Raw genomic sequence first — 24,533 nt, 5'->3', positions numbered from 1 at the left:
CCGTATCGTTCGGCCCGCTACCGGGAGGTCCGGGGCCTCCACGGACCGTGGCGGGGTGCTCCGAGCGGGGCGTCCGCCGCCCCGCTCGGAGCACCCTCAGGCCTCGCGTCGGCGGATCTTGTTCCCGAGCCAGACCAGGGGGTCGTACTTGCGGTCCACCGCCCGCTCCTTCAGCGGGATCAGCGCATTGTCGGTGATCTTGATGTGCTCGGGGCAGACCTCCGTGCAGCACTTGGTGATGTTGCAGTAGCCGAGCCCGTGCTCGTCCTGCGCCGTCCGCTTGCGGTCGAGGCCCGCCTCTGCCGCCGCGTCCAGCGGGTGCATGTCCAGCTCGGCGACGCGCATCAGGAAGCGCGGCCCGGCGAAGGCGGTCTTGTTCTCTTCGTGGTCACGCACCACGTGACACGTGTCCTGGCACAGGAAGCACTCGATGCACTTGCGGAACTCCTGTGAGCGGTTCACGTCCTCCTGCCGCATCCGGTACTCGCCCGGCGCCAGCTTCGCCGGCGGGACGAACGCCGGGATCTCACGCGCCTTCGCGTAGTTGAAGGACACGTCCGTGACCAGGTCCCGGACCACGGGGAAGGCCCGCAGCGGGGTGACCGTGATCGTCTCCGTGCGGTCGAAGACCGACATCCGCGTCATGCACAGCAGCCGCGGCCTGCCGTTGATCTCGGCGCTGCAGGAACCGCACTTTCCCGCCTTGCAGTTCCAGCGCACGGCCAGGTCGGGGGCCTGGGTGGCCTGGATGCGGTGGATGATGTCCAGGACGACCTCGCCGTCGTTGACCTCCACCGTGAAGTCGGCCGGGCCGCCGCCGTCCGCGTCGCCCCGCCACACCTTGAAGTGGGCCTCGTACGAGCTCACTCAGGTCAGCTCCTCGTCCGTCAGGTACTTCGCCAACTCGTCCTTCTCGAACAGCCCGAGCAGATCCGCGCGGATGGGCCGGGTCTCCCGGCGCTCCAGCCGGATCCGGCCGAGCGCCGGATCGCCGGCCGCCGGGTCGCCCGGGCTGCCGGACAGCCGGCACACGAGATTGACCCGGCGCCAGCGCCGCTCCATGTCCGGGTAGTCGTCGCGGGTGTGCCCGCCGCGGCTCTCCCGGCGCTCCAGGGCCGCCCGTGCCACGCACTCGCTGACCAGCAGCATGTTCCGCAGATCGATGGCCAGGTGCCAGCCGGGGTTGAACTGCCGGTGCCCCTCGACCCCGGCCCGCCCGGCCCGGTCCCGCAGCTGCGCCAGCTTCTCCAGCGCCTGCCTCATCTCGGCCTCCCGCCGGATGATGCCGACGAGGTCGTTCATCGTCTGCTGGAGCTCCTGGTGCAGGGTGTACGGATTCTCCGGCGGGCGGCCCGGCTCGGTGCCCGGCGGGGAGCCCTCCGCGCTGAACGGGCGCAGCGCCTCGGCCTCCGCGAGGTCGATGTCGGAGCCGGCGGGTGCGGCGCGGTCCGCCCCCGCGTACCCGGTGGCGTACTCCGCCGCGTGCAGTCCCGCGCGGCGGCCGAAGACCAGCAGGTCGGAGAGGGAATTGCCGCCGAGCCGGTTGGAGCCGTGCATACCGCCCGCGACCTCGCCCGCCGCGAACAGCCCCGGGACGCCGACGGCGGCCGTGGTGTCCGGATCGACGTCGACGCCGCCCATCACGTAGTGGCAGGTGGGGCCGACCTCCATGGGCTCGGCCGTGATGTCCACGTCCGCCAGCTCCTTGAACTGGTGGTGCATGGAGGGGAGCTTGCGCTTGATGACCTCGGCGGGCAGCCGGGTCGACACGTCCAGGAACACCCCGCCGTGCGGTGAGCCCCGCCCGGCCTTGACCTCGGAATTGATCGCGCGGGCCACCTCGTCACGGGGCAGCAGCTCGGGCGGCCGGCGGTTGTTCGCCTGGTCCTCGTACCAGCGGTCGCCCTCCTCCTCGGACTGGGCGTACTTCTCCTTGAAGACGTCCGGCACGTAGTCGAACATGAAGCGCTTGCCCTCGCTGTTGCGCAGCACCCCGCCGTCGCCGCGGACCGACTCGGTGACCAGGATCCCCTTCACCGACGGCGGCCAGACCATTCCCGTGGGGTGGAACTGCACGAACTCCATGTTGACCAGCGACGCCCCGGCGAGCAGCGCGAGCGCGTGCCCGTCGCCGGTGTACTCCCAGGAATTGGACGTCACCTTGAAGGACTTGCCGATGCCGCCGGTGGCCAGGACCACCGAGGGCGCCTCGATGACGAAGAAGCGCCCGGACTCCCGCTCGTAGCCGAAGACGCCCGAGACCCGTCCGCCGCCCTCCTCCTTCAGGACCCGGGTGACCGTGCACTCCTGGAAGACCTTCAGCCGCGCCTCGTGGTCGCCGAACTCCCGCTCGTCCTCCTGCTGGAGCGAGACGATCTTCTGCTGGAGGGTGCGGATCAGCTCCAGCCCCGTGCGGTCGCCGACGTGCGCGAGCCGGGGGAACTCATGGCCGCCGAAGTTGCGCTGGGAGATCCGCCCGTCGGGAGTGCGGTCGAAGAGCGCGCCCCAGGTCTCGAGCTCCCAGACCCGGTCGGGGGCCTCCTGGGCGTGCAGCTCCGCCATCCGCCACTGGTTGAGGAACTTCCCGCCGCGCATCGTGTCGCGGAAGTGGACCTGCCAGTTGTCGCCCGCGTTGACGTTGCCCATGCTGGCGGCGATGCCGCCCTCGGCCATCACCGTATGGGCCTTGCCGAACAGCGATTTGCAGATGACGGCCGTCCGCGCGCCCTGCTCGCGGGCCTCGATCGCCGCGCGCAGGCCGGCGCCGCCCGCGCCGACCACGACGACGTCCCAGGACTGCCGGTCGACTTGCGTCATCAGATGTGTCCCTCTCCTAGAAGAAGCGCGGATCGTCGAAGGCGCCCGTGGCGAGCAGATAGACGTAGAAGTCGGCCACCGCCACGCTGATCAGGGAGGCCCAGGCGAGCTGCGCGTGCCGTGCGTTGAGCTTCGAGACCCAGCCCCACAGGCGGTAGCGGACGGGGTGCTTGGAGAAGTGCTTGAGCCGGCCGCCGACGATGTGCCGGCAGGAGTGGCAGGAGAGGGTGTACGCCCAGATCAGTGCGACGTTGACGAGCAGGACCAGGGTGCCCAGACCCATGTGGCCCCATGCGTAGCTCTCGTCACGGAAGCCCAGCACGGTGTCGTAGGTGAGGATCCCCGCGACCAGCACCGCGAAGTAGAAGAAGTAGCGGTGGATGTTCTGGAGGATCAGCGGCAGGCGGGTCTCACCGCTGTACGTCCGGTGCGGCTCGGCGACGGCGCAGGCGGGGGGCGAGGCCCAGAAGCCCCGGTAGTACGCCTTGCGGTAGTAGTAGCAGGTCAGCCGGAAGCCGAGGGGGAAGATCAGGATCAGCAGGGCGGGGGACAGGCCCCACCACGCGCCGAAGATCTCCCAGTTGGGTCCGCCGCGCATCGGCACGCAGTTCTCCGCCAGACAGGGCGAGTAGAACGGCGAGACGTAGGGCGCCGCGTAGTAGTCGGTGTCGGCGAAGGCGCGCCAGGTGGAGTAGACGATGAAGGCGAACAGCCCGGCGGCCGTGCCGGCGGGCGCCAGCCACCAGCGGTCACGGCGCAGATGGCGGTCCGGGATCGCGGCGCGCGAGGGGTGGTGGACGCCGCCGCGCGCTCGGTCACCTGCGGTGACGGCGGGGACCGCGTCGGTTTCGGGCTCGGTACCAGTGGCCAAGGGGGACTCCGGGGAGGAGCGAGGGGTGGTCGGTGCCTTCCGTGTCGCGCTGACCCGCGGCCGTCAGGGCGCGCGCCGGTCGCGGGCCCCGAGGCCCTCGTCGTCCTCGGCGCCCGACCACAGCGAGGCGTCGTACGGGGTGTCGGGGATCGTGACCTTCTCCACGGGCGGTCGATCGACCGGCCGGGTGCCGCGCAGCAGTGCGAAGCTCTCGCGCAGATGGTTCGCGTCGGTGCGTACCCGGCGCATGTCCAGGCTGCTCGCGTCCAGGTCCTTCTCCAGCAGCCCGAGCGAACGGTCGAGATCGTCCAGCGAGCGCTGAACGGCCGTCAAGTCGTCATTCAAGGACATGGATTGCCCTCACTTCCGCGGTCGGCGGTCGGCTGTTGCGGGTGGCGGCGCTGATGCGACTGAGAGTGTCGCGCGTCACAGCCCTCCAGGGGAAGATAGCCGTCGTGATCGCGCCTTCGCGGGAGCCTGCGCCTCCCGACCGTCCTTCGCCGAGCCGTTCGACCAGCCGGGTGGCGTGTTCGCCGACGGCGCCGTGTCGGCCCGGCTTCCCGCGGACCGTCGCCTTCAGTGGTGGGCAGTAGATGCGATCAGCGGCGCATTACGCCGAATGAACGATCCCGGCCCAGTCCGGCGGAGGTATCACCATGGCACCCCTCTCGACCCGCCCCCGGTCCCGTACCCGCCGTTCCGTCGTTCTGCTCGCGAGTGTGCTGCTCCCGTTGCCCGTCCTCGGCGGCTGCGGCGGGGGCGACGGGGACGACGACCGGGCCGCCGTGCCGCGCGACATCGCCCCCCTCCCGCCCGCCGAGACCGCCGGGAAGGGCACGCTGAACTGGGCCGTGGACGCCCTGCCCGGCACCTTGAACGCCTTCCAGGCCGACGCCGACGACGCCACCGAGCGGGTCGCGGGGGCCGTGCTGCCCGCCCTGTTCACCCTGGACGAGCGGGGGCGCCCGCAGCGCGACGCGGACTTCCTGACGTCGGCGGAGGTCGTCCAGCGCGAGCCCCGGCAGGTCGTCGTCTACAAGCTCAACCCCAAGGCGGCGTGGAGCGACGGGCGGGCGCTCGGCGCCCCGGACTTCGAGGCGCAGTGGAAGGCCCTGCGCGGCCAGGACAGCGCGTACTGGACGGCCCGGAACGCCGGCTACGACCGGATCGACCGGGTCGAGCGGGGCGCGGACGCCCACGAGGTCAAGGTCACCTTCGCCAAGCCGTACGCCGACTGGGCCGCGCTCTTCACCCCGCTGTACCCCAAGAGCGTCATGGGCAACGGGAACGCCTTCAACGACGGCGCCCGCAACGATCTGAAGATCGTCGCGGGACCCTTCAAGGTGGGCGCGCGGGACAACAAGGAGGGCACGCTCACCCTCGAACGGAACCCGAAGTGGTGGGGGGACCGGGCACGGCTGGACAAACTCGTCCTGCGGGCCGTGCCGCGCGGGGAGCGGGGGGACGCGCTGGCCAAGGGCCTGCTCGACCTGGCCGACATCACCCCGACGGACGCCGCCCGGATCGACCTGGCCAACAAACCGCCAAAAAAGGACACGGCCGCGTCCAAGGGCAAGCCCGCCCTGGACGACCAGCCCCGGGACGCCGCGACCGCCGGGCTACGGAAGGTGACCGTCCGCAAGTCCCTGGAACCCGCCTACACCCAGCTCGCGCTCAACGGCTCCACCGGCCCGCTCGCCGACGAGCGGGTGCGCAAGGCGGTCGCCCGGGCCATCGACCGCAAGACGCTGGCCGAGTCCGTGCTGACCCCCCTGGGGCTGCCCGCCGACCCGCTCGGCAGCCATGTGCTGCTGGCCGGCCAGGACGGCTACCAGGACAACAGCGGCGCCATCGGCGGCAAGGACCCCCAGGCGGCCCGGTCGCTGCTGGCCGACGCGGGCTGGCGGGAGAAGGGGGCGGGGCGCGGCACGAAGGCGTCCGGCAAGCCGGCCGACGCGGCGGGGAAGGACGGGGCCGACAAGAAGGAGGACCCGAAGAGCGACCGGGACGGCGGCAAGGCGGCGCCCGCCGCCCCGCCCCGGATCAAGGACGGCAAGAAGCTCACCCTGCGCTTCGTCGTGCCGGACGGTGCCGGGACCGAGCCGCTGCGGGGAGTCGCCGACAGGATCGCCCGGCAGCTGGCCGCGATCGGCGTCGGCACGAAGATCATGAAGGTCGACGGCGGCAGCTACTTCAAGGACCACATCGCGGCCGGCGACTACGACATGGCCCTCTATTCCTGGCCCGCCACCGCCTTCCCCGCCACCGACGCCCGCCCGGTCTTCGCCAAGCCGCAGCCCGCAGCCGACGGCTCGCTGCTGGTGGAGCAGAACTACACCCGGGTCGGTACGGACCAGATCGACCAGCTCTTCGACCAGGCCTCCACCGAGCTGGACGCCGACGCCTCCCGTGATCTGATCGCCCGCGCGGACGCCCGGATCTGGGCGGCGGCCGGGTCGATCCCCCTTTATCAGCGCCCCGAGCTGACGGGGGTCCGCAAGACAGTGGTCAACGCGGGCGCCTTCGGCCTCGCCACTCCCCGTTACCAGGACCTCGGTTTCCGGGGACAAGCGGCTGGGTAGATACCTTCTTTCCCCGAGTAACCCCAGGTCAGAGGTGCTGCGAGCGGGCTGGGGAGGCCGTACTCGGCTCGGCCCCGTACCATGGAGAGTGGCCGTGGCGTGTTTTGCCCGGCGGGCGCGCGTACCGGACCGTACGCGACGCCATCCTCAACCCGGGAGAAGCGCCGCAAGTATGCCCACCCGCCACGACATTCGTAACGTCGCCATCGTCGCCCACGTCGACCACGGCAAGACGACCATCGTCGACGCCATGCTCAAGCAGGCCGGCGCCTTCGCCGCGCACGCCGCCGAGTCCCTCGACGACCGCATGATGGACAGCAACGACCTGGAGCGTGAGAAGGGCATCACGATCCTGGCCAAGAACACGGCGGTCAAGTACCACCCGAAGGACGGTGGCGACCCGATCACGATCAACATCATCGACACCCCCGGTCACGCCGACTTCGGTGGCGAGGTCGAGCGTGGTCTGTCGATGGTGGACGCGGTCGTGCTGCTGGTCGACGCCTCCGAGGGCCCGCTGCCGCAGACCCGCTTCGTGCTGCGCAAGGCGCTCGCCAAGCGGCTGCCCGTCATCCTGTGCATCAACAAGACGGACCGTCCGGACTCCCGCATCGACGAGGTCGTCAACGAGACGTACGACCTCTTCCTCGACCTGGACGCCGACGAGGACCAGATCGAGTTCCCGATCGTCTACGCCTGCGGCCGTGACGGCATCGCCTCGCTGACCAAGCCGGAGGACGGCACCGTCCCCGCCGACAGCGAGAACCTGGAGCCGTTCTTCTCCACCATCCTGGAGCACGTCCCGGCCCCGACGTTCGAGGACGACGCGCCGCTCCAGGCCCACGTCACCAACCTCGACGCCGACAACTTCCTCGGCCGCATCGCGCTGCTCCGCGTCGAGCAGGGCGAGCTGCGCAAGGGCCAGACCGTCGCGTGGATCAAGCGTGACGGCACGGTCTCCAACGTCCGCATCACCGAGCTGATGATGACCGAGGCCCTCACCCGCAAGCCCGCCGAGGTGGCCGGCCCGGGTGACATCTGCGCCGTCGCCGGTATCCCCGACATCATGATCGGCGAGACCCTGGCCGACCCGGAGAACCCGATCGCGCTGCCGCTGATCACGGTCGACGAGCCCGCGATCTCCATGACCATCGGCACCAACACCTCGCCGCTGGTCGGCCGCGGTGGCACGGGCAAGGGCGCGGACGCCAAGTCCGCGGTCAAGGACCGCAAGGTCACCGCCCGCCAGGTCAAGGACCGTCTGGACCGCGAGCTGATCGGTAACGTCTCGCTGCGCGTCCTGGACACCGAGCGCCCCGACGCCTGGGAGGTGCAGGGCCGCGGTGAGCTGGCGCTGGCCATCCTGGTCGAGCAGATGCGCCGCGAGGGCTTCGAGATGACCATCGGCAAGCCGCAGGTCGTCACCAAGCAGGTCGACGGCAAGACCTACGAGCCGGTCGAGCGCCTCACGGTCGACGTCCCCGAGGAGCACATGGGCGCGGTCACGCAGCTCATGGGCACCCGTAAGGGCCGTATGGACAACATGTCCAACCACGGCTCCGGCTGGGTCCGCATGGAGTTCGTCGTCCCGTCCCGTGGCCTCATCGGCTTCCGTACGGAGTTCCTGACGAACACCCGCGGTACCGGTATCGCCCACTCCATCCACGAGGGCCACGAGCCGTGGTTCGGCGAGCTCAAGACCCGTAACAACGGCTCCCTGGTCGCCGACCGCGCCGGTGCCGTCACCGCCTTCGCGATGACGAACCTCCAGGAGCGCGGCGTGCTCTTCACCGACCCGGGCACCGAGGTGTACGAGGGCATGATCGTCGGCGAGAACTCGCGCGCCGACGACATGGACGTCAACATCACCAAGGAGAAGAAGCTCACCAACATGCGCTCCTCCTCCGCCGACTCCTTCGAGGCGATCGTCCCGCCGCGCAAGCTGTCGCTGGAGCAGTCCCTGGAGTTCTGCCGCGACGACGAGTGCGTCGAGGTGACCCCGGAGGCCGTCCGCATCCGCAAGGTCGTCCTGGACCAGAAGGAGCGCGGCCGCACGGCTTCCCGCGCGAAGCGCTGACGCTCTGTGAACCACGCCCGGTCCGCCGGGTGACCTGAGGCCCGGGGCCCCGCTACTCGTAGCGGTGGTCCCGGGCCTCTGGCATGCTCGGGGGCCGGATGGCAACGGATTATCCGTCAGGTTTACCCCGCCGGACGTCCGGTGAGCGGACGGGAAAATCCGTAACTCGTGTTAACAGTCCGTTTCGCGTGTGTCTGTCTGTGATCGCTTTGTCCGGATTTAAAGCCTCCGGGGGTGATCGATGTGACCAAAGCGAGACCCTTTAAGTGTGGTTTACAAGGCGGTCCTACTTAATAGTTGGGTTCACTGAGCTCGGGTCAACGGGTCACGCGCTGTGGGGAGCGCCGACTCACGAGCACACTCGGGGTGCCGGTTCCGTCTCCGCTGTCAGGGGTGTCAGCGTGGGGCCGGTGCCTCTCTTGTAGTGATAAGTGGACTCCTGAGGAGGCATTCCCATGCGCGGTGCCAAGAGCGCCAAGTGGGTCACGGGCGCGATAGTCGTGGCCATGGCTGCGACCGCCTGCGGCGGCGACAAGAGCGACAGCGGAAGCGGTCTGACCGACGGCAAGGTCGACCCCAACGGCACGCTGGTCGTTCAGACCAGTGAGCCGCAGAACCCGCTGCAGCCCGCCAACGCCAAGGAGAGCCAGGGCCACCGCGTCCTGAAGTCTCTCTGGTCAGGCCTGGTGACCTACGAACCCGGCACCGGCAAGATCAAGAACATCAACGCCGAGTCCGTCACCTCCTCGGACGCCCAGCACTGGACCGTCAAGCTCAAGCCGGGCTGGAAGTTCCACAACGGTGAGCCCGTGACCGCCAAGTCCTACGTGGACTCCTGGAACTGGTCGGCCAACACCAAGAACAACCAGATCAACTCGCAGTGGTTCGCGGACATCGAGGGCTACGACGACGTCCACCCGGCCAAGGGCGAGGGCGACCCCAAGTCCGACAAGATGTCGGGCCTCAAGGTCGTCAGCGACACCGAGTTCACCATCGCGCTCAAGTCGAAGGTCTCGTACTTCAACTACAAGCTCGGTTACGCGGTCTGGTACCCGCTGCCCGACGCGTTCTTCAAGGACCCGAAGGCGTACGGCCAGAAGCCCGTCGGCAACGGCCCGTACAAGTTCGAGTCCTGGGACCACAACGACAAGATCGTCGTGAAGCGCTTCGACGGCTACCAGGGCCCGGACAAGGCGAAGAACGGCGGCATCACCTTCAAGAACTACACGACCGCCGACGCCGCCTACAACGACCTGCGGTCGAACAACCTCGACTGGATCGAGCAGATCCCCGACACCTCGCTGACGAACTACAAGAGCGACCTCGGCGACCGGGCGATCACCAACGAGTACTCGGCGATCCAGGACGTCGCGTTCGCCTTCTACACCGACCAGTGGAAGAGCATCAACCCGAAGGTCCTCACCGGCCTGTCGATGGCGATCGACCGCGACACGATCACCAAGACCACGCTGCACGGCTCCCGCGTCCCGGCGACCAGCTTCGTCGCCAAGGGCGTGATCGGCTACCAGGCCAACTCCTGTGGCGAGGCCTGCACGTTCAACGCCGAGAAGGCCAAGCAGTACATCAAGGACGGCGGCGGCGTCCCCGGCAACAAGATCTCCATCCAGTACAACGCCGACCAGCCGCACAAGACCTGGGTCGACGCGGTGTGCAACAGCATCCGCAAGTCCACCGGTATCGAGTGCGTCGGCGACTCCAAGCCGAACTTCAAGGCCGACCTCGACCAGCGTGAGAAGAAGCAGGTCAAGTCGATGTACCGGTCCGGCTGGGTGCTGGACTACCCGGTCAACGCCAACTTCCTGCGTGACCTCTACGGCTCCAAGGCCGACGGCAACCAGGGTGGTTACGAGAACAAGGAGTTCGACGAGCTGGCCGCCAAGGCCGACCAGGCGAACACCCTCGACGAGACCGTGAAGCTCTACCAGGAGGCTGAGAAGACCCTGGCCAAGAAGCTCCCGGTCATCCCGCTCTGGTACTACGCGACCAACGCCGGTCAGTCCACGAAGGTCTACGGCAAGATGCCGTACGGCCAGGACGGTGACCCCATCCTCACCGACGTTCAGGTGAAGCAGAAGTAACCCAGGGACAACCGTTGAGGCCGGTGCCGCCGCATACGTCGGCGGCACCGGCGCACCCGCGAGCGTTAGCGCCATCCTCCTCCACCCGCAGGGGCACATGCGTCCGACGCCGCGGATGCGACTGACATGGAGGCGACATGGGGCGCTACGTCGCGAGGCGACTGCTCCAGATGATCCCGGTGTTCATCGGGACCACTCTGCTGATCTTTCTCATGGTGCATGTGCTGCCCGGCGACCCGATCAAGGCGCTGTGGGGCGACAAGGCGGCGGACCCCGCCCAGGTCGCGGTGCTGCGCCATAAGTTCGGGCTCGACCTGCCCTTGTGGCAGCAATACACCAATTACATGGCCGACCTCTTCCAGGGGAAGTTCGGCGAGACCTTCGGCGGCCGTCAGGTCTCCGACCTCATGGCCGAGTCCTTCCCGGTCACCATCCGGCTGGCGCTCGTCGCGTTCGTCATCGAGGTGGTCCTCGGCATCACCCTCGGCGTCTTCGCCGGGCTCAAGGCCGGCAAGGCCGTCGACACCGCCGTGCTGATCTTCACCCTGCTGGTGATCTCGGTTCCGGTCTTCGTTCTCGGCTACATCTTCCAGACGGTCTTCGCGACCGAACTCGGGTGGGTGACACCTAGCGTCCAGGACTCCGAGGACTTCACCCAGTTGATCCTTCCGGGTGCCGTGCTGGGCTCACTGTCGCTCGCCTATGTGGCGCGGCTGACCCGCACCACCATCAGCGAGAACGTCCGCTCCGACTACATGCGCACCGCGCTCGCCAAGGGCCTGCCCCGGCGGCGCATCGTGGGTGTGCACCTGCTGCGCAACTCGCTGATCCCCGTCGTCACCTTCCTCGGTACGGACATCGGCGCCCTGATGGGCGGCGCGATCGTCACCGAGGGCATCTTCAACGTGCAGGGCATCGGCCAGCAGCTGTACCGGGCGGTCAGCCAGGGCGAGGGCACGACCACCGTCGGGATCGTCACCGTCCTGGTCATCGTCTTCCTGTTCACCAGCCTGATCGTCGACCTGCTCTACGCGGTCCTGGACCCGAGGATCCGGTATGCCTGACGTGACCAAGACCCCGGCCGCCTCCGACACCGTCCTCACCTCGGACGAGACGGTCGCGGCGAACGTGCCCGCGGTGCCCGCCACCGGCAAGCCGCGCAGCCTGTGGAGCGACGCCTGGCAGCAGCTGCGCCGCAATCCCCTCTTCGTCATCTCCGCGTTGCTGATCGTGCTGCTGCTGGTGATGGCGATCGTCCCCACGCTCTTCACCAGCGTGGACCCGCGCAGCGGCGATCTGACGAACCACTTCATGTCCAAGCCGGAGTGGGGCCACGTCTTCTCGCCCGAGTGGTTCGGCTACGACAAGCAGGGCCGCAGCATCTACGCGCGTGTCATCTACGGCGCCCGCGCCTCGATCAGCGTCGGCGTGCTCGTCACCCTCGCGGTCACGATCCTCGGCGGACTGATCGGCATGCTCGCCGGCTACTACGGCGGCTGGATCGACTCGGTGCTGTCCCGCTTCACCGACATCTTCTTCGGCATCCCCTTCTTCCTCGGTGCCATGGTCATCCTGACCTCGTTCACCGACCGGGAGCTGTGGGTGGTGGCCGGGTCCATGGCGTTCCTCGGCTGGACGCAGATCGCCCGCGTCATGCGCGGTTCGGTGATCACCACCAAGCAGTCCGACTATGTGACGGCCGCTCGCGCGCTCGGCGCGGGCACCGGGCGGATCCTGTTCCGGCACATCCTGCCGAACGCGATCGCCCCCGTCATCGTCGTCGCCACGATCGCCCTGGGCGGCTACATCGCCGCCGAGGCCACGCTGTCGTACCTGGGTCTCGGCCTCGCCGACCCGACGATCTCGTGGGGCATCGACATCTCGGACGCCAAGGACGCACTGCGGGACGCCCCGCACGTCATGTTCTTCCCCGCCGGCATGCTCTGCCTCACGGTGCTCGCGTTCATCATGCTCGGCGACGCGGTGCGCGACGCCCTCGACCCCAAGCTGCGCTGAGGGAGGCGTAACCGTGACCACTCTTGAGAAGACCGCGAACGTCCCCGAACCCCGTTCGGCCGACGACGCGAGCACCCCGCTGCTCGAAGTCCGCGACCTGCACGTGGAGTTCCACACCCGCGAGGGTGTCGCCAAGGCCGTCAACGGTGTGAACTACACCGTCGACGCCGGCGAGACCCTGGCCGTGCTCGGCGAGTCCGGCTCGGGCAAGTCCGTGACCGCGCAGGCGATCATGGGCATCCTCGACATGCCGCCCGGCAAGATCCCGCAGGGCCAGATCCTCTACCGCGGCCAGGACATGCTGACCATGTCGGGCGAGGAGCGGCGGCAGATCCGCGGCCGGAAGATCGCCATGATCTTCCAGGACGCGCTGTCCTCGCTCAACCCCGTCCTCAGCGTCGGCTACCAGCTCGGCGAGATGTACCGGGTGCACCAGGGCCTGTCCAAGAAGGACGCCAAGGCCAAGGCCATCGAGCTGATGGACCGCGTGCGCATCCCGGCCGCCAAGGAGCGGGTGGGCGACTACCCGCACCAGTTCTCGGGCGGCATGCGCCAGCGCATCATGATCGCGATGGCGCTGGCCCTGGAGCCCGACCTGATCATCGCGGACGAGCCGACGACGGCCCTGGACGTGACGGTGCAGGCCCAGGTCATGGATCTGCTCGCGGAACTCCAGCGCGAGTTCAACATGGGCCTGATCCTCATCACCCACGACCTCGGTGTCGTCGCGGACGTCGCCGACAAGATCGCGGTGATGTACGCCGGCCGGATCGTCGAGACCGCGCCGGTCCACGAGCTGTACAAGCGCCCCGCGCACCCGTACACCCGTGGCCTGCTGGACTCGATCCCGCGCCTGGACCAGAAGGGCCAGGAGCTCTTCGCGATCAAGGGCCTGCCGCCCAACCTGACGCGGATCCCCTCGGGTTGTGCCTTCAACCCGCGCTGCGTCAAGGCGCAGGACGTCTGCCGCACCGACGTCCCGCAGCTGCACCAGGTCACGGAGCCGGACGGTGCGGCGTTGCCGGGCCGTGGCAGCGCGTGCCACTTCTGGAAGGAGACGATCCATGGCTGAGTCCACCAGCGAGTCCGGCAAGAAGTCCGGCAAGAAGGACGAGGCCGTGGCCGCCGCGACGCCGAACGTCACCGAGGTGGTGCACACCGACGCCAGCACCACCGCCGAGGTCGAGGCCGTCCTCGACGCCCCGGTCGAGCGCGGCGAGCCGATCCTCCAGGTCCGAAACCTCGTCAAGCACTTCCCGCTGACGCAGGGCATCCTCTTCCGCCGGCAGGTCGGCGCGGTCAAGGCGGTCGACGGGATCTCCTTCGACCTCTACCAGGGCGAGACCCTCGGCATCGTCGGCGAGTCCGGCTGTGGCAAGTCCACGGTCGCCAAGCTGCTGATGACGCTGGAGACCGCCACGTCGGGCGAGGTCTTCTACAAGGGCCAGGACATCACCAAGCTGTCCGGGCGCGCCCTGAAGGCCGTGCGTCGCAACATCCAGATGGTCTTCCAGGACCCGTACACCTCGCTCAACCCCCGTATGACGGTCGGCGACATCATCGGGGAGCCCTACGAGATCCACCCCGAGGTGGCACCGAAGGGCGACCGGCGTCGCAAGGTCCAAGAGCTCCTGGACGTCGTCGGCCTGAACCCGGAGTACATCAACCGGTATCCGCACCAGTTCTCCGGCGGTCAGCGGCAGCGCATCGGCATCGCACGCGGCCTGGCGCTCAACCCGGAGATCATCATCTGCGACGAGCCCGTCTCGGCGCTGGACGTGTCGGTGCAGGCGCAGGTCATCAACCTGATGGGGAAGCTCCAGGACGAGTTCAACCTCTCCTACCTCTTCATCGCGCACGACCTGTCCATCGTGCGGCACATCTCCGACCGGGTCGGCGTGATGTACCTCGGCAAGATGGCCGAGATCGGCACGGACACGGAGATCTACGAGCACCCGACGCACCCCTACACCCAGGCGCTGCTGTCGGCCGTCCCGGTCCCCGACCCCGACGCCCGCGAGCGCCGGGAGCGGATCATCCTGACCGGCGACGTGCCCTCCCCGGCGAACCCGCCGTCCGGCTGCCGCTTCCGCACCCGCTGCTGGAAGGCCGAGGACCGCTGCGCGGAGGAGGTCCCGTTGCTGGCGATCCCCGAGGTCTTCGCGGGCAAGAAGACCCCGGCGGCGCACGAGTCCGCGTGCCACTTCGCGGAGGAGAAGGACGTGGTGGGCGTGGCGTAGCCGCCTCGCGCTCGGCGTATTGGTGGGGGCTCTCCCGGATTCCGGGGGAGCCCCCGCTTTCCGTTTCCCGGACGGCGCGTTCCGGACTCACGGGGATAAATTCTCCTTCGTGGTGAATGCAAGAGGTGTCCCGTATTTCGAGACGGAACATTGACGCCCAATAGCCGGACGAAAGGTTTCGGCCACCTCGCCGATATCTGTCTTGTTTTGAATTCAAGCATGATCTTGACGGCTTCGAGTGCAACGCACATGCTTTGTCGAGTACTTGTCATGGCCAACGGGATGGATTCCACAGGAATGGTCAGCACAGCGCAGTCCGTCGAAGCAACGGCATCCCAGCCGTCCTACTCCGACGGCGTCGAAGAAATATGCGAAGGCGTTTCGAGTAAGAGCTACCTCTACTTACCGGGTGAAAGCGTCGGCGAGCTGCTGCGCCGCCGCGACGCGAATGCCCTGCAGGACTGGGACTCTTTCCAGGGCAGCTGGGACAATATGCCGCTGGACGGCTACATGGCCGACGGCGGTCGCTACCGCAGGCGGCGCCACGCCACGCTGAGCGCGCCCCGCGCCGACAACCGCTTCCAGATCGAGGCGCACCAGCCGCACTACCAGACCGTCGACTACAACAACCTCAACGGTGGCATCGCGCGCCACTACGAGCCGTTCGAGGACTCGGCGCTGCACGGCTCCACCATGAGCAGCCTGCTCACCCTGGGCTGCGACCTCTTCGGCCGACTGGCGCCGTACTCCGCCTGGCACATCGAGGCCCACCAGTTCCGCATCGAGGTCACGGGAGGCGAGGCCGGCCGGGAGATCGCCAAGCCGACCCCCGAGGGCATCCACCGGGACGGTGTGACCTTCGTGATGATGCTGATGGCGAAGCGCTCCAACACCGTCAACGGCGAAAGCACCATCTACAACCTCGAAAAGAACCCGCTCGAGAAGTTCACGTTGGCCGATCCGCTCGACATGGCGATCGTCAACGACGAGCGCGTCTTCCACGGCGTCAGCCCCATCGAGCAGTTGGACAGCGGTCAGCCCGCCGTCCGGGACGTCCTGGTGATCACCTACCGTCACAAGCCCTGAGCCGACGGCGGGGCCGCCCTCGTGGGGCGGCCCCGCCCGTTGCCGTTCACCCCCGAGCCGCCCGCTCCGACCCGCCGGAATCAGGAACCATGGCCGAACTTCTCGCCGTCGCCCTCATCACCGTCCTGGCTGTCATCAGCCCCGGCGCGGACTTCGCGATGACCGTCCGCAACAGCTATCTGTACGGACGCACCCCAGGACTTTTCTCCGCCGTGGGAATCTCGCTCGGCGTGCTGGTGCACGTGACCTACACCATTCTGGGCGTAGGGCTGCTGATCGCGCACACCCCTTCGGTCTTCACGGTCATCAAGCTGGTCGGTGCCGGATATCTCGTCTACATCGGCATCAAGACGTTCGTGAATCGCACACAGTTGGACGTCGACCTTTCCGACGGCCCCGTGATCACCAGCGCCCAGGCGCTCCGGACGGGCTTTCTGACGAATGCGCTCAACCCGAAGACCACCCTTTTCGTGCTCAGCACCTTCACCCAGGTCATTCACCAGGACACGCCCGTATGGCGTCAGATCGGCTACGGGCTGTTCATGTCCTTCGCCCACCTGGTCTGGTTCGGCATGGCGGCGCTCTTCTTCTCGAACGACCGGTTGCGCACGAAGATGCTGCGCAGGCAGGTGGTGCTGAACAAGGTGATCGGCTCGGTGCTCGTCGGCCTCGGCGTGGTGCTGGCACTCACGCCGAGCGCGACGTAGGGCGGCGGTGGCGGGGCGGACGGTGGGTCAGCCGGTCGCTGTGGGTCAGCCGTTGGCCGCGATCGCCTCGACGCGCGGCTCCGCGACCTTGAGGTAGTCGCCGGTGGAGAGGGCGAGGGACCGGTCCAGGCGGGCGGCGTTGAAGAAGAACTCGGGGTGCTCGAGCAGCGCCGGATCGACGATGAGCTCCAGCTCGGGGTCGAAGGAGAACGGCAGGATCGTGCCGCTCGCGCAGCCCGAGAGCTGTTCGGCGACGTCCTGCGAAGCGAACCCCGCGTAGGTCCCGCCGAGCAGGCCCTTGACCGCGGCGAGGTCGACGCGCTGCTCGCCGGATACCACGGCGAGCACGAAGCGCTTCGTCTTCTTGCCCAACTTCACCATGATGACGATGCACTTGGCGGCCTGTGCGAGCTCGTGCCCACGCAGCCGGCTCACGGCCTCGGTGCCGCCCTCGGCCGGGTGATCGATCGTCCGGTACGCGGCCCCGTGCTCGTCGAGCAGGGCGATCAGCTTCTCGTACGTCTCGTCCGACTTCATGTGCCCACCAAGTCCTCACCGCTGAACCGCTGATACGAAGAAGCTTCAGTGTGCATGAGTATGTCAGAGGGGGTGTGACCAGCACCTCGGACGGTTGAACACCCTCCCTGGTGTTGGTGATCCACTCGTGGTTGTCTCGGTCTCAGCCCTTTGAGGAGAGAAGGAATGAGCATGAGACGCTTTGTCCGTCCCCTGGCCCTGACCGGAGTGACCGCTGCCGCCGGAGCCCTGACGCTGCTGGCCGCGCCCGCCTCCCAGGCCGCGCCGTCCGATGCTCCGGCGTGTGTCACGGTCGCCGGGACGAAGTCGTTCGGGCGCGGCGAGATATCGATGTGCCCGCAGGGCGACGGCACCACGCGGGTCACCGGCTGGGTCGAGGACCTGCTGCCCGGCAAGGGCTGGGGTGGCACGCCGGACGGGCGCTGCGCGGGCTGGTGGATCGAGATGGGCGCGAAGGGCGGGAAGGTCGGCCCATTGGTGTGCCCGCACTTCACGAGCTCGCACGAGGCGACGTACAAGTTCGACTACACGTTCAAGCCGGAGGCTCCGGTGACGGGCGCGAAGCTGAACGCTTTCACGGCCTGACGCGGGGGCGGCGCCCGGTGACAGGCCGGGCGCCGGCGCGAGAGGCGCCTCTCGTCAGCCGGCCTGCCCGACCTTGAGGTGGGCGGAGAGCTGCTGGAGGACCGTCCAGGACTGGGCGTCGGTGCCGTCGCCGAGGGGGTAGTGGAGGGCCGGCCGGGCCGTCGGGCCGAGGTGAACGGGCCGGAGCTCGACGGGCGGGCGGTCGGCGTGGTCGAGGCCGATGGTGTGGACGTCGCCGGCGCCGAGGGTGAAGGAGACGGGAACGGGCGGTGCCTCGAAGCGCGGGGGCACGGCGAGGTCCCGGCGGGCCCGGCGCAGGGTGACGAGCATGGACGTGAGGCCGTGCTCGGCGACCAGGGTACGGGCGAGGGCCTCGATCGCGTCGAGGGGCGGAGCCTCGTCCTCGCCGTAGCCGAGGGTGAGGGTGATGTCCTCCGCGACGCCGTCGGGGGTGCGGGTGACGCGGTGGGTGGCGATGGCGGGGCGGTCGGAGTGACCGACAGCGAGCAGATGGGTGGGCTCGGGGGCGCGGTCCCGGGCAAGGTCCGTCAACTGCCCGGTCGACCAACGGAGGTTGATGGGCTCGGCGGTGCCCCACCCGGCGGGCGCGGTGCCGGTGAGCGCGGTCCAGGCGGCTTCCAGGGCGCGGCCGAGGACGAGGCTGTCGTCGGGCCGGTGCGTGACGCGGAAGGCGACGCCGAGCTGCCGTTCGGTGGCGGGGGCGTTTTCGGTGAAGACCTTGGCTGCGGACCGTTCCCCGGCGTCGTCGACGACGGGGGTGAAGGTGCCGTTCTGCCAGTGCAGGACGGCACCGGAGAGCCCGTCGTAGTAACCGCAGTCGGGGTCCTGCACGACCCAGCGGTTGGGAGCACCGGCCAGAGCGGTACGCAGCGGCAGGCTGAGCCGTACGTGGGCCGGGGTGACGATGTGCAGCGCGAGCCCGGCGTCGGTGACCTTCCGCAGGATCGCGGACAGCCAGGCCGTCAGCGCGAGGACGGGCCGGTCGGCCAGGACCACGGCGGTGGAGTCGGTGAGGACGTCCACGGTGAGCGCGTCGTCGTCACCGGTGGCGGTGACGGTTTCGGCGGCGGTGGTCCGGACGACCTCGGTGGTGGCGGCCCCGGCGGGCCACACGCTCCCGCCGAGCAACGCGGTGAGTCGCCCGGCGACGGACCCGGCGAGCGGTCCTGCCTCCGGCACGGCGGTGGAGGCCCGCACCTCGGACCACCAGTACGGCACGGGGGGTGCTTTGACATCGCCCCCGAGCAGCCGTTCGGCTTCGCCGGGCACGTGCACGAGGAGCGGAGCCTCCAGCGAGACGAGCGGCCGGCCGTCGGCCGCGTGCAGTTGGATGACGGCGCCGTCCTGCCCGGTACCGACCTGGAGATCGGGCCCACCCGCGTAGAGCCCGGCCACCACGGCCCAGGAGTCGGGCATGTCGGGGGTGAGGGCTATGACGTCTTTCATGTGGTGTCCTGGTGTGTGGTCCGGTGGGCGCATAGGTCTGCAGGGCGTTCACCCATGCGTGGATTTGGGATTCGGCGTCGTGGCACAGGTGGGGCGGAAGGCGGGCGGGCTCAGTCGTTCGGTTGCGATATTTCGGCGATGTATTCTTCGCGAATTCGAGCATAGATCGCATCCATGCCTGCATCATATTCATCTGTCTGCTCCGGAGTGGCCTCGTCCGGATCATCGACACCGTACTTGGTGCAGAAATCGTAAAACCATTCCGATGTCAGTCGCCCTCGCTTCTCCACCAAGGGGTGAACTGGGTCCGATGGTTCCAACTTGCCGCACTCAGCCATGTGCCGGGTTCCCGCCTCGGAGTCCGGCGCGTCGTGGTCCTGACATCAACCGTTGGAGCGTTCCGATGCTTCTTGGCCTACTCGTCATGCTCGTCAAGGGCGTCAAGGGCAGCAGGATCCAGAGCCACTACCGGTTCGATGGAAGCATGCTCCCCGAGTGGTTTGACCCGCAATGTCTCTCCATTGAGGTCGATGAAGTTGCTTTCGATTGAGAAGGCGCCGCCTCGTTCGTACATGATCAATAGTGGCTCGTAGGGGTCGTCCAGATCGGGAAGCGCAACCTGCGACTTAGCTCGGAACACCGCCCAGTGCACAGCACCCACGATGGTCGCCTCGACCTGAGGCCACCCCACCTCTTCGTCCAGGTACTCCTTCAATTCTGCGCGAACATCGTCGTCTAGCCGAACTGACGGGTCGATCAGCTCGGCGAGGTCCAGGTATGGCCAGGACAGTTCGGCCTCGAACGCTTGCGCCCAGAGGGCTGTGCGTCGGAGGTGCTCGCGCAACAGCGCTGCTCGCGACTTGGCGTGGTCATAGGGAGCGTCATCGTCTTCCCAGTCAATGGCACGCAAGCGTTCCAGCAGCACGCGCGCGACCTCATCCGTCACTTGAGGCTCCACCCCTTCTTGTTCAATTCCTCGATGGCAGCCTTGACTACATCATCGAGGTTGGAAAGGTCCCTAGCGATTATGACCGAAGGGATCTTCAGTCCCATGGACCTCTTCCAGTGGCGAAGGCTGCCACCTATCTCCTTCGGAGCCACATCATGTGCGCCGAAGTTCAGTGCATTGTTGGGGCTGAAATTTGCCTTGCGCCATGCCCCCGGGCCGTCTGGTACCCATGCGCCGGGGTTGGGGGATATGTAAGGCATGCCGGCCTTCATGAGCTGGCTTTCGACATATTCGTGAGCCATGAGATGCCGGAACTGGGTTTTCTGGGCCTTCGACAACGTGCCTTCGGTGGCTCCCTTCCATAGTTCGGCGATGTGTGGGTAAGGAGTAAAGGCCCCTCGCCTGACATCGCCCGGCCCGAGGGCCACCTCGTGCTGTGACCGAAACAGATGCGTCTTGACCTGTTTTAGCACCGATCGGTCGACGCCTGTGTGCTCTGCGATTTTGGGCAGGTCGTAGCTGTTAGGGGTCCCGCGAATCTCCTCGTAGACCTTGGCCGCTGCGTTGTGAACAGCCAAGTCTTCCGCATTCTTGGGCACCTCGATCCAGCCCGCCCCGCCCCACCCCGACTTGGGCCCGTGCCCTTCGGGGCCATCGTGGGCGGCATGCCCGTCGCGGTCGCCATGGGCGGGCGTGCCGTGCTCCTCCCGGCCGGGCGTGCCGTGCTCCGGTTCGTGCGGCGCGTCATTGCCAGGGCGCTCCGAGGGGCCATCGTTGTGCGGCTGACTTGAGCCCTCATGGCTTCTCTGAGTTGGATCATCATGGCCGTTGGTGGGCCGACGACCGAGGTCGTCGGCTGACCCGCCGCCAGGCTGGTGGCTAGCCGCGCCACCCGGCGGGTGGTGGGCCGCGCTGCCGGGGAGGTTGTCAATCGCCCGCCCAGCCGAGGCCGTGACGTCGCTACCCGCACGCGCGCCCGCCCCGACCAAGGCCCGGTCCGGCTGGGGCGCGCGGGCGTGCTCGGCGGCACGCTCCGCTGCCGAGCCTTCCTTCGGGACGGATTCGGCGGGCTGCTTGACCTTGCCGTGTTCGTCGAAGAGCTCGCCGGTCTTCGGGTTGAGGTAGACCGGGCGGCCCTTGTTGTCGACCAAGGGGGCCGCTTCGTCGGGCAGGCCCGCGGGGCGCTCCGCCAGCTTGGCCGCCGAGGCTTCGTCCGCCAGCCGGAACGTTTCCCCAGCGATACGCAAAGAGGTACCGGGATTCAGCGTCTTCAGGCTCGACATCAGATCGCCGACCTTGACGAAGGCGAACTTCCCGGCCTTGCCGACGTAGGTCATCGGGTCGATGAGCCGGCCCACCTTGCCCGCCGCGGCGAACGTCTTCGCCACGGCCCCGCCCTTCGCGGCCGCTCCGGCGCCGCCGGTGATGGCGGTGAGGACGTTGAAGGTGACACCACCGGCCGCACGGGCGGGGTTCTTGCCCCACTGGTCATAGGCGACGAACGCCTTGCCGCCCTGCTTCATGGTGGTGCGGGATTCACGGAACCAGCCCGGTAGCTGGTCGTCGGACGCCATCCAGTAGGCACCCGACAGGGGCGACATGGTGATGACCACACCCGTGGCCAGCTTGGCCAGCCCCGTCCATGCCTCACCGGCCTTGCCCCAGCCCTCGGAGCCGAACAGGGTCGCCACGCCCTTGGCGGTGCCGACGATCCCGTCCATGACGAAGCCGTCCCACACGTAGCTCTTGACCTGGTGGCGCAGCCAAGCGAGGCCCGTGTACTCCCGCTCGGCCATGCTTCCCCAGGGGGTCTCCTCGGCGCGGTCGAGGTCACTGGCCTTGTAGCCGTACATGTTGGACTTGTGGGAGCCGTCATCGGCAATCAACGACGTGCCGCCCACCAGCGCGACGATCTTGTCGTGACAGGTGCGCTCGGCGGCGTGGAAAGCGTCGACGGTGGCGTTGACGCTGTGCCAGAGCTCGTCGTTGCGGTCGGTCTTCTTCTTGTCCTTGCGCCAGTCGTCGTCGTCCTCGACGCTGGCGACGAAGGCGATGGCCTGTTCCTTGAGGGTCGCGAGCTTGTCCGCCAACGGGCGCACCTCGCTCGCGTAGGCGTCCAGCGCCGAAGAGACCTTCTCCAGGTCGTCCGCGAACCCGTCGGACTTGGTCGCTACGGGGGCGGTGGTGGCAAAGAGTTTGTCCGCTTCCGGGGCCTTGTAGCAGGCCGACAGTCCCTGGAAAGAGGAGTGCACGGCCGCGCCGGAGTCCCGGAACAGCTTGGCGTCCGCGGCCAGGGACTTGGACTGCTTCTCCAACCCGCCTAAGTTGCCGGTGAACTGCGGTATGCCCGTAGGGACAATGAGGCCGTCGCTCACTTCTTCCCCTGCCCCGGCATCTTGATGACGGGTTCCTTGAGCGCCGCATTCTGCGTGTCCGCGGCCATCTTCAAGTCACCCTCCATGTAGGCCTGGGTGGCCTTCTGGGCTCCGTTGAGGGAATCGGCGGTGCGCTGCGCGATGTAGGCCAGGTCCTTGCCCCATTTCGAGCCGAACTCCGCCAGCGCCGCCGCCACCGGCCCCTTCGGGGCGTTCCCGCAGTACATACCGCTGATCGTGCCGGCGTCGGTCGCGGCGGCCGGCAGCGACTTCTGCACGCCCTTGCCCGCCTTCGACAAACCCTCGGCGGCCTTCCCGCTCCTCGTGAGCACCGCGCCCACTTCGGACGGAACAATGTCCCAAGCCGTCATGAAATCCCCCAGATCCCCGTTTCCCGCCCCGATGTGCACCCTTGCCACACAGCCCCCACTGAATGGCATTCATGTCTATCGAAAACATGTTGTATGCGCAAAGTGGTTACGTGCCACGTGGCGTGATTGGTGCACATGGGGCGGGCCGGGCCTTGTCCCAGGGCCGGTGCCTCGGCTCAGGCGGCGGGCTTACAGGTGATGTCCCGCGCGGGCAGGGTGCCCCGCAGCAGGTAGTCGTCGACGGCCTTGTCCGCGCAGGTGCCGGGGCGGGAGACGATGACCGCGTGGGTACGGGTCGGGACGGTCACCAGGACCGAGCCGCGCATGGCCCGGTGCATGCCGAGCCCCTGCTCGTAGGAGGTGCGGGTGTCGACGGTCGCCTGGAGCTGCAGCGCGGGCACCTTGTTGTTGATCTCCGTCAGCTTCTCGCTGGGGCGTTCCTTCCAGAAGGCGCACGGCAGGGGGCCGTTGAGGGCCGGGCCGAAGACCGGCTGCTCGGCGCGGGAACGTTCGAGGGCTCGCCAGTACCACTCGGGGTCCCGGGGCATGGTGGTGTCCGCGCAGAGCACCGCGAGCTGACCGGAGATGCCCGCGCTCATCCCGGAGCCCGCCGGATCGGACATCACCTTGAGCTGCTCGAGCAGGTACGGGTGGGGGGTGTTCGCCTTGCCGTCGGCAGCGTCGAGGAGGTTCCGCACGACCTCGGCGTACTGCGTGTTCTTCTGGGCGTCCACTCCCAAGTCGAAGAGGAAGAGCGGCAGATCGTGCCCGTCCACCCGGTACGGGCCGACCTTGACCGGCTCGTCCATGGCCCGCTGTACGAGCCCCTCGACGGTGCTGCGGACGGCGGCGGGCGTGGCACCGAGGCGGTACCGGCTGTGGCGGGGCGCGGCCCATGCGGCGAATTCGTCCAGAGCCTTCTCGTTGACCGGTCCCATGTCCTGGGCCAAGCGCATGTCACCGTATTTGACCGGGTCGGGGGCGCTGTCCAGCACCAGACGGTCGACCCTTTCCGGGAACATCTGCGCGTAGGTGGCGCCGAGGATCGTGCCGTACGACTGCCCGAACCACGAGGTCCGGCGCTCGCCCAGCACCGCGCGGACGATGTCGACGTCGCGGGCGATATTGCGGGTCGAGTAATGCGCGAGCGTGCCGGAGTACTTCGCGGCGCACTTACGGGCGTCCTGCCGCGCCAGCCGTACGTTCTCGTCGAACCCGGCCCGGTCGTTTCCGGCCGAGCGTATCCAGGCCGTACGGGCCAGCCCGCAGTCCAACGGGTTGCTTTCCCCGACCCCACGATGGTCCATGCCGATGATGTCGTAGGCCGCCGCCACCTCGGGGCTCAGCCGCTCCCGCAATTCGGCGGGCATGGACAGGCCGGGGCCGCCGGGGCCGCCGGGGTTGGTCTGGAGTATGCCGCGCCGCGTTTTGGCTTTGCCCTTGCCCTTGCCGTTGTCGCGGGCCTTGATGCGCGAGATCGCGATCTGTAACGTCCGCCCGTCCGGGGCGCGGTAGTCCAGCGGCACGGTGACCCGAGCGCACTCGGTCCCGCTCGCGGCCAGCTTCTCGTCCTGGCAGGCGCCCCAGACGACCTTCTGCTCTCTGAACCGCTCCAACCCGTCCTGCTGCGCCGGAGCCGGCTTCTTGGGACTCGCGGCGAAGCCGGTCCCTGTGGCGACGGTGGCGAAGGTGAGGGTGAGGGCGGTGAGTACGTTCCGTTTTCTCATGCCTCGACGCTATGGAGCGGGGGCGCT

At 68.2% G+C, this 24,533-nt stretch carries 21 protein-coding genes; 10 read left to right on the top strand and 11 right to left on the bottom strand.

The window, feature by feature from the left end:
- Nucleotides 1–96: 96 nt before the first annotated feature.
- From FHS38_RS10230 to FHS38_RS10215, 4 genes are all read right to left on the bottom strand, one after another.
- Nucleotides 97–867 carry a succinate dehydrogenase/fumarate reductase iron-sulfur subunit gene (locus tag FHS38_RS10230; RefSeq protein WP_184733042.1) on the bottom strand — a complete coding sequence of 257 codons (771 nt, stop codon included), beginning with the start codon at nt 865–867 and terminating at the stop codon, nt 97–99.
- A complete protein-coding gene (locus FHS38_RS10225) occupies nt 868–2,817 on the bottom strand; it encodes a fumarate reductase/succinate dehydrogenase flavoprotein subunit (protein WP_184733040.1) in 1,950 nt (649 codons plus the stop codon).
- 16 nt (nt 2,818–2,833) lie between these two features.
- Nucleotides 2,834–3,688, bottom strand: a complete 855-nt coding sequence (gene sdhC, locus FHS38_RS10220) for a succinate dehydrogenase subunit SdhC (protein ID WP_184733038.1) — start codon at nt 3,686–3,688, stop codon at nt 2,834–2,836.
- Between the two features lie 63 nt (nt 3,689–3,751).
- Nucleotides 3,752–4,039: an Rv0250c family protein gene (locus FHS38_RS10215; RefSeq protein ID WP_184733036.1), complete on the bottom strand. Its 288-nt coding sequence runs from the start codon at nt 4,037–4,039 to the stop codon at nt 3,752–3,754.
- Between the two features lie 305 nt (nt 4,040–4,344).
- Here FHS38_RS10215 and FHS38_RS10210 point away from each other — a divergent pair, with 305 nt between their 5' ends.
- From FHS38_RS10210 to FHS38_RS10170, 9 genes are all read left to right on the top strand, one after another.
- On the top strand, nt 4,345–6,270 hold the full coding sequence (locus tag FHS38_RS10210; protein ID WP_184733034.1) for an ABC transporter family substrate-binding protein: 1,926 nt from the start codon (nt 4,345–4,347) through the stop codon (nt 6,268–6,270).
- A 172-nt stretch (nt 6,271–6,442) separates the two neighbouring features.
- Nucleotides 6,443–8,347 (top strand): translational GTPase TypA, encoded by a 1,905-nt coding sequence (gene typA / locus FHS38_RS10205; RefSeq protein ID WP_184733032.1) that lies wholly within the window; start codon nt 6,443–6,445, stop codon nt 8,345–8,347.
- A 455-nt stretch (nt 8,348–8,802) separates the two neighbouring features.
- Nucleotides 8,803–10,446: a peptide ABC transporter substrate-binding protein gene (locus FHS38_RS10200; protein WP_184733030.1), complete on the top strand. Its 1,644-nt coding sequence runs from the start codon at nt 8,803–8,805 to the stop codon at nt 10,444–10,446.
- A 137-nt stretch (nt 10,447–10,583) separates the two neighbouring features.
- Nucleotides 10,584–11,510, top strand: coding sequence for an ABC transporter permease (locus tag FHS38_RS10195; protein WP_130879697.1), 927 nt, complete (start codon nt 10,584–10,586; stop codon nt 11,508–11,510).
- Nucleotides 11,503–12,462, top strand: a complete 960-nt coding sequence (locus FHS38_RS10190) for an ABC transporter permease (RefSeq protein WP_184733028.1) — start codon at nt 11,503–11,505, stop codon at nt 12,460–12,462. Before FHS38_RS10195 ends, FHS38_RS10190 begins: the two co-directional genes overlap by 8 nt.
- A gap of 13 nt (nt 12,463–12,475) precedes the next feature.
- Entirely contained in the window at nt 12,476–13,534 is a 1,059-nt protein-coding gene (locus tag FHS38_RS10185) for an ABC transporter ATP-binding protein (protein WP_184733026.1), read from the top strand.
- Nucleotides 13,527–14,702, top strand: coding sequence for an ABC transporter ATP-binding protein (locus FHS38_RS10180; RefSeq protein WP_184733024.1), 1,176 nt, complete (start codon nt 13,527–13,529; stop codon nt 14,700–14,702). The genes FHS38_RS10185 and FHS38_RS10180 overlap by 8 nt, the downstream gene beginning before the upstream one ends.
- Before the next feature lie 297 nt (nt 14,703–14,999).
- On the top strand, nt 15,000–15,788 hold the full coding sequence (locus FHS38_RS10175) for a 2OG-Fe dioxygenase family protein (RefSeq protein WP_184733022.1): 789 nt from the start codon (nt 15,000–15,002) through the stop codon (nt 15,786–15,788).
- Nucleotides 15,789–15,877: 89 nt separating this feature from the next.
- Nucleotides 15,878–16,495 (top strand): LysE family translocator, encoded by a 618-nt coding sequence (locus FHS38_RS10170; protein ID WP_184733020.1) that lies wholly within the window; start codon nt 15,878–15,880, stop codon nt 16,493–16,495.
- A 45-nt stretch (nt 16,496–16,540) separates the two neighbouring features.
- Here FHS38_RS10170 and FHS38_RS10165 read toward each other — a convergent pair whose 3' ends face one another.
- The gene (locus tag FHS38_RS10165) at nt 16,541–17,032 is read right to left on the bottom strand and encodes a YbaK/EbsC family protein (protein WP_184733018.1); all 492 of its coding nucleotides are present in this window, start codon (nt 17,030–17,032) and stop codon (nt 16,541–16,543) included.
- Between the two features lie 171 nt (nt 17,033–17,203).
- Between FHS38_RS10165 and FHS38_RS10160 the strand changes: the two genes are divergently transcribed.
- Nucleotides 17,204–17,617, top strand: coding sequence for a hypothetical protein (locus FHS38_RS10160; RefSeq protein ID WP_184733016.1), 414 nt, complete (start codon nt 17,204–17,206; stop codon nt 17,615–17,617).
- A 54-nt stretch (nt 17,618–17,671) separates the two neighbouring features.
- On the opposite strand, the gene FHS38_RS10155 is transcribed toward FHS38_RS10160, so the two are convergent.
- The 6 genes from FHS38_RS10155 to FHS38_RS10130 form a co-directional block, all read right to left on the bottom strand.
- A complete protein-coding gene (locus FHS38_RS10155; RefSeq protein ID WP_184733014.1) occupies nt 17,672–19,084 on the bottom strand; it encodes a DUF6177 family protein in 1,413 nt (470 codons plus the stop codon).
- A 110-nt stretch (nt 19,085–19,194) separates the two neighbouring features.
- Nucleotides 19,195–19,377: a hypothetical protein gene (locus FHS38_RS10150; protein WP_184733012.1), complete on the bottom strand. Its 183-nt coding sequence runs from the start codon at nt 19,375–19,377 to the stop codon at nt 19,195–19,197.
- Nucleotides 19,378–19,499: 122 nt separating this feature from the next.
- Nucleotides 19,500–20,030, bottom strand: a complete 531-nt coding sequence (locus tag FHS38_RS10145; protein WP_184733010.1) for a hypothetical protein — start codon at nt 20,028–20,030, stop codon at nt 19,500–19,502.
- Nucleotides 20,027–22,408 (bottom strand): ICP22 family protein, encoded by a 2,382-nt coding sequence (locus tag FHS38_RS10140; RefSeq protein WP_184733008.1) that lies wholly within the window; start codon nt 22,406–22,408, stop codon nt 20,027–20,029. Before FHS38_RS10140 ends, FHS38_RS10145 begins: the two co-directional genes overlap by 4 nt.
- Nucleotides 22,405–22,827 carry a DUF6507 family protein gene (locus FHS38_RS10135; RefSeq protein ID WP_184733006.1) on the bottom strand — a complete coding sequence of 141 codons (423 nt, stop codon included), beginning with the start codon at nt 22,825–22,827 and terminating at the stop codon, nt 22,405–22,407. Before FHS38_RS10135 ends, FHS38_RS10140 begins: the two co-directional genes overlap by 4 nt.
- Nucleotides 22,828–22,955: 128 nt before the next feature.
- Complete coding sequence (locus FHS38_RS10130; protein ID WP_184733004.1) at nt 22,956–24,506, bottom strand: alpha/beta hydrolase; 1,551 nt, start codon at nt 24,504–24,506, stop codon at nt 22,956–22,958.
- Nucleotides 24,507–24,533 lie beyond the last annotated feature (27 nt).

This window comes from Streptomyces netropsis (genome assembly GCF_014203545.1).
In the GTDB taxonomy this organism is placed as follows: Bacteria; Actinomycetota; Actinomycetes; order Streptomycetales; family Streptomycetaceae; genus Streptomyces; species Streptomyces netropsis.
Note: the sequence above shows the minus strand (reverse complement) of the source record. Positions and strands in the feature narration are given on the sequence as shown.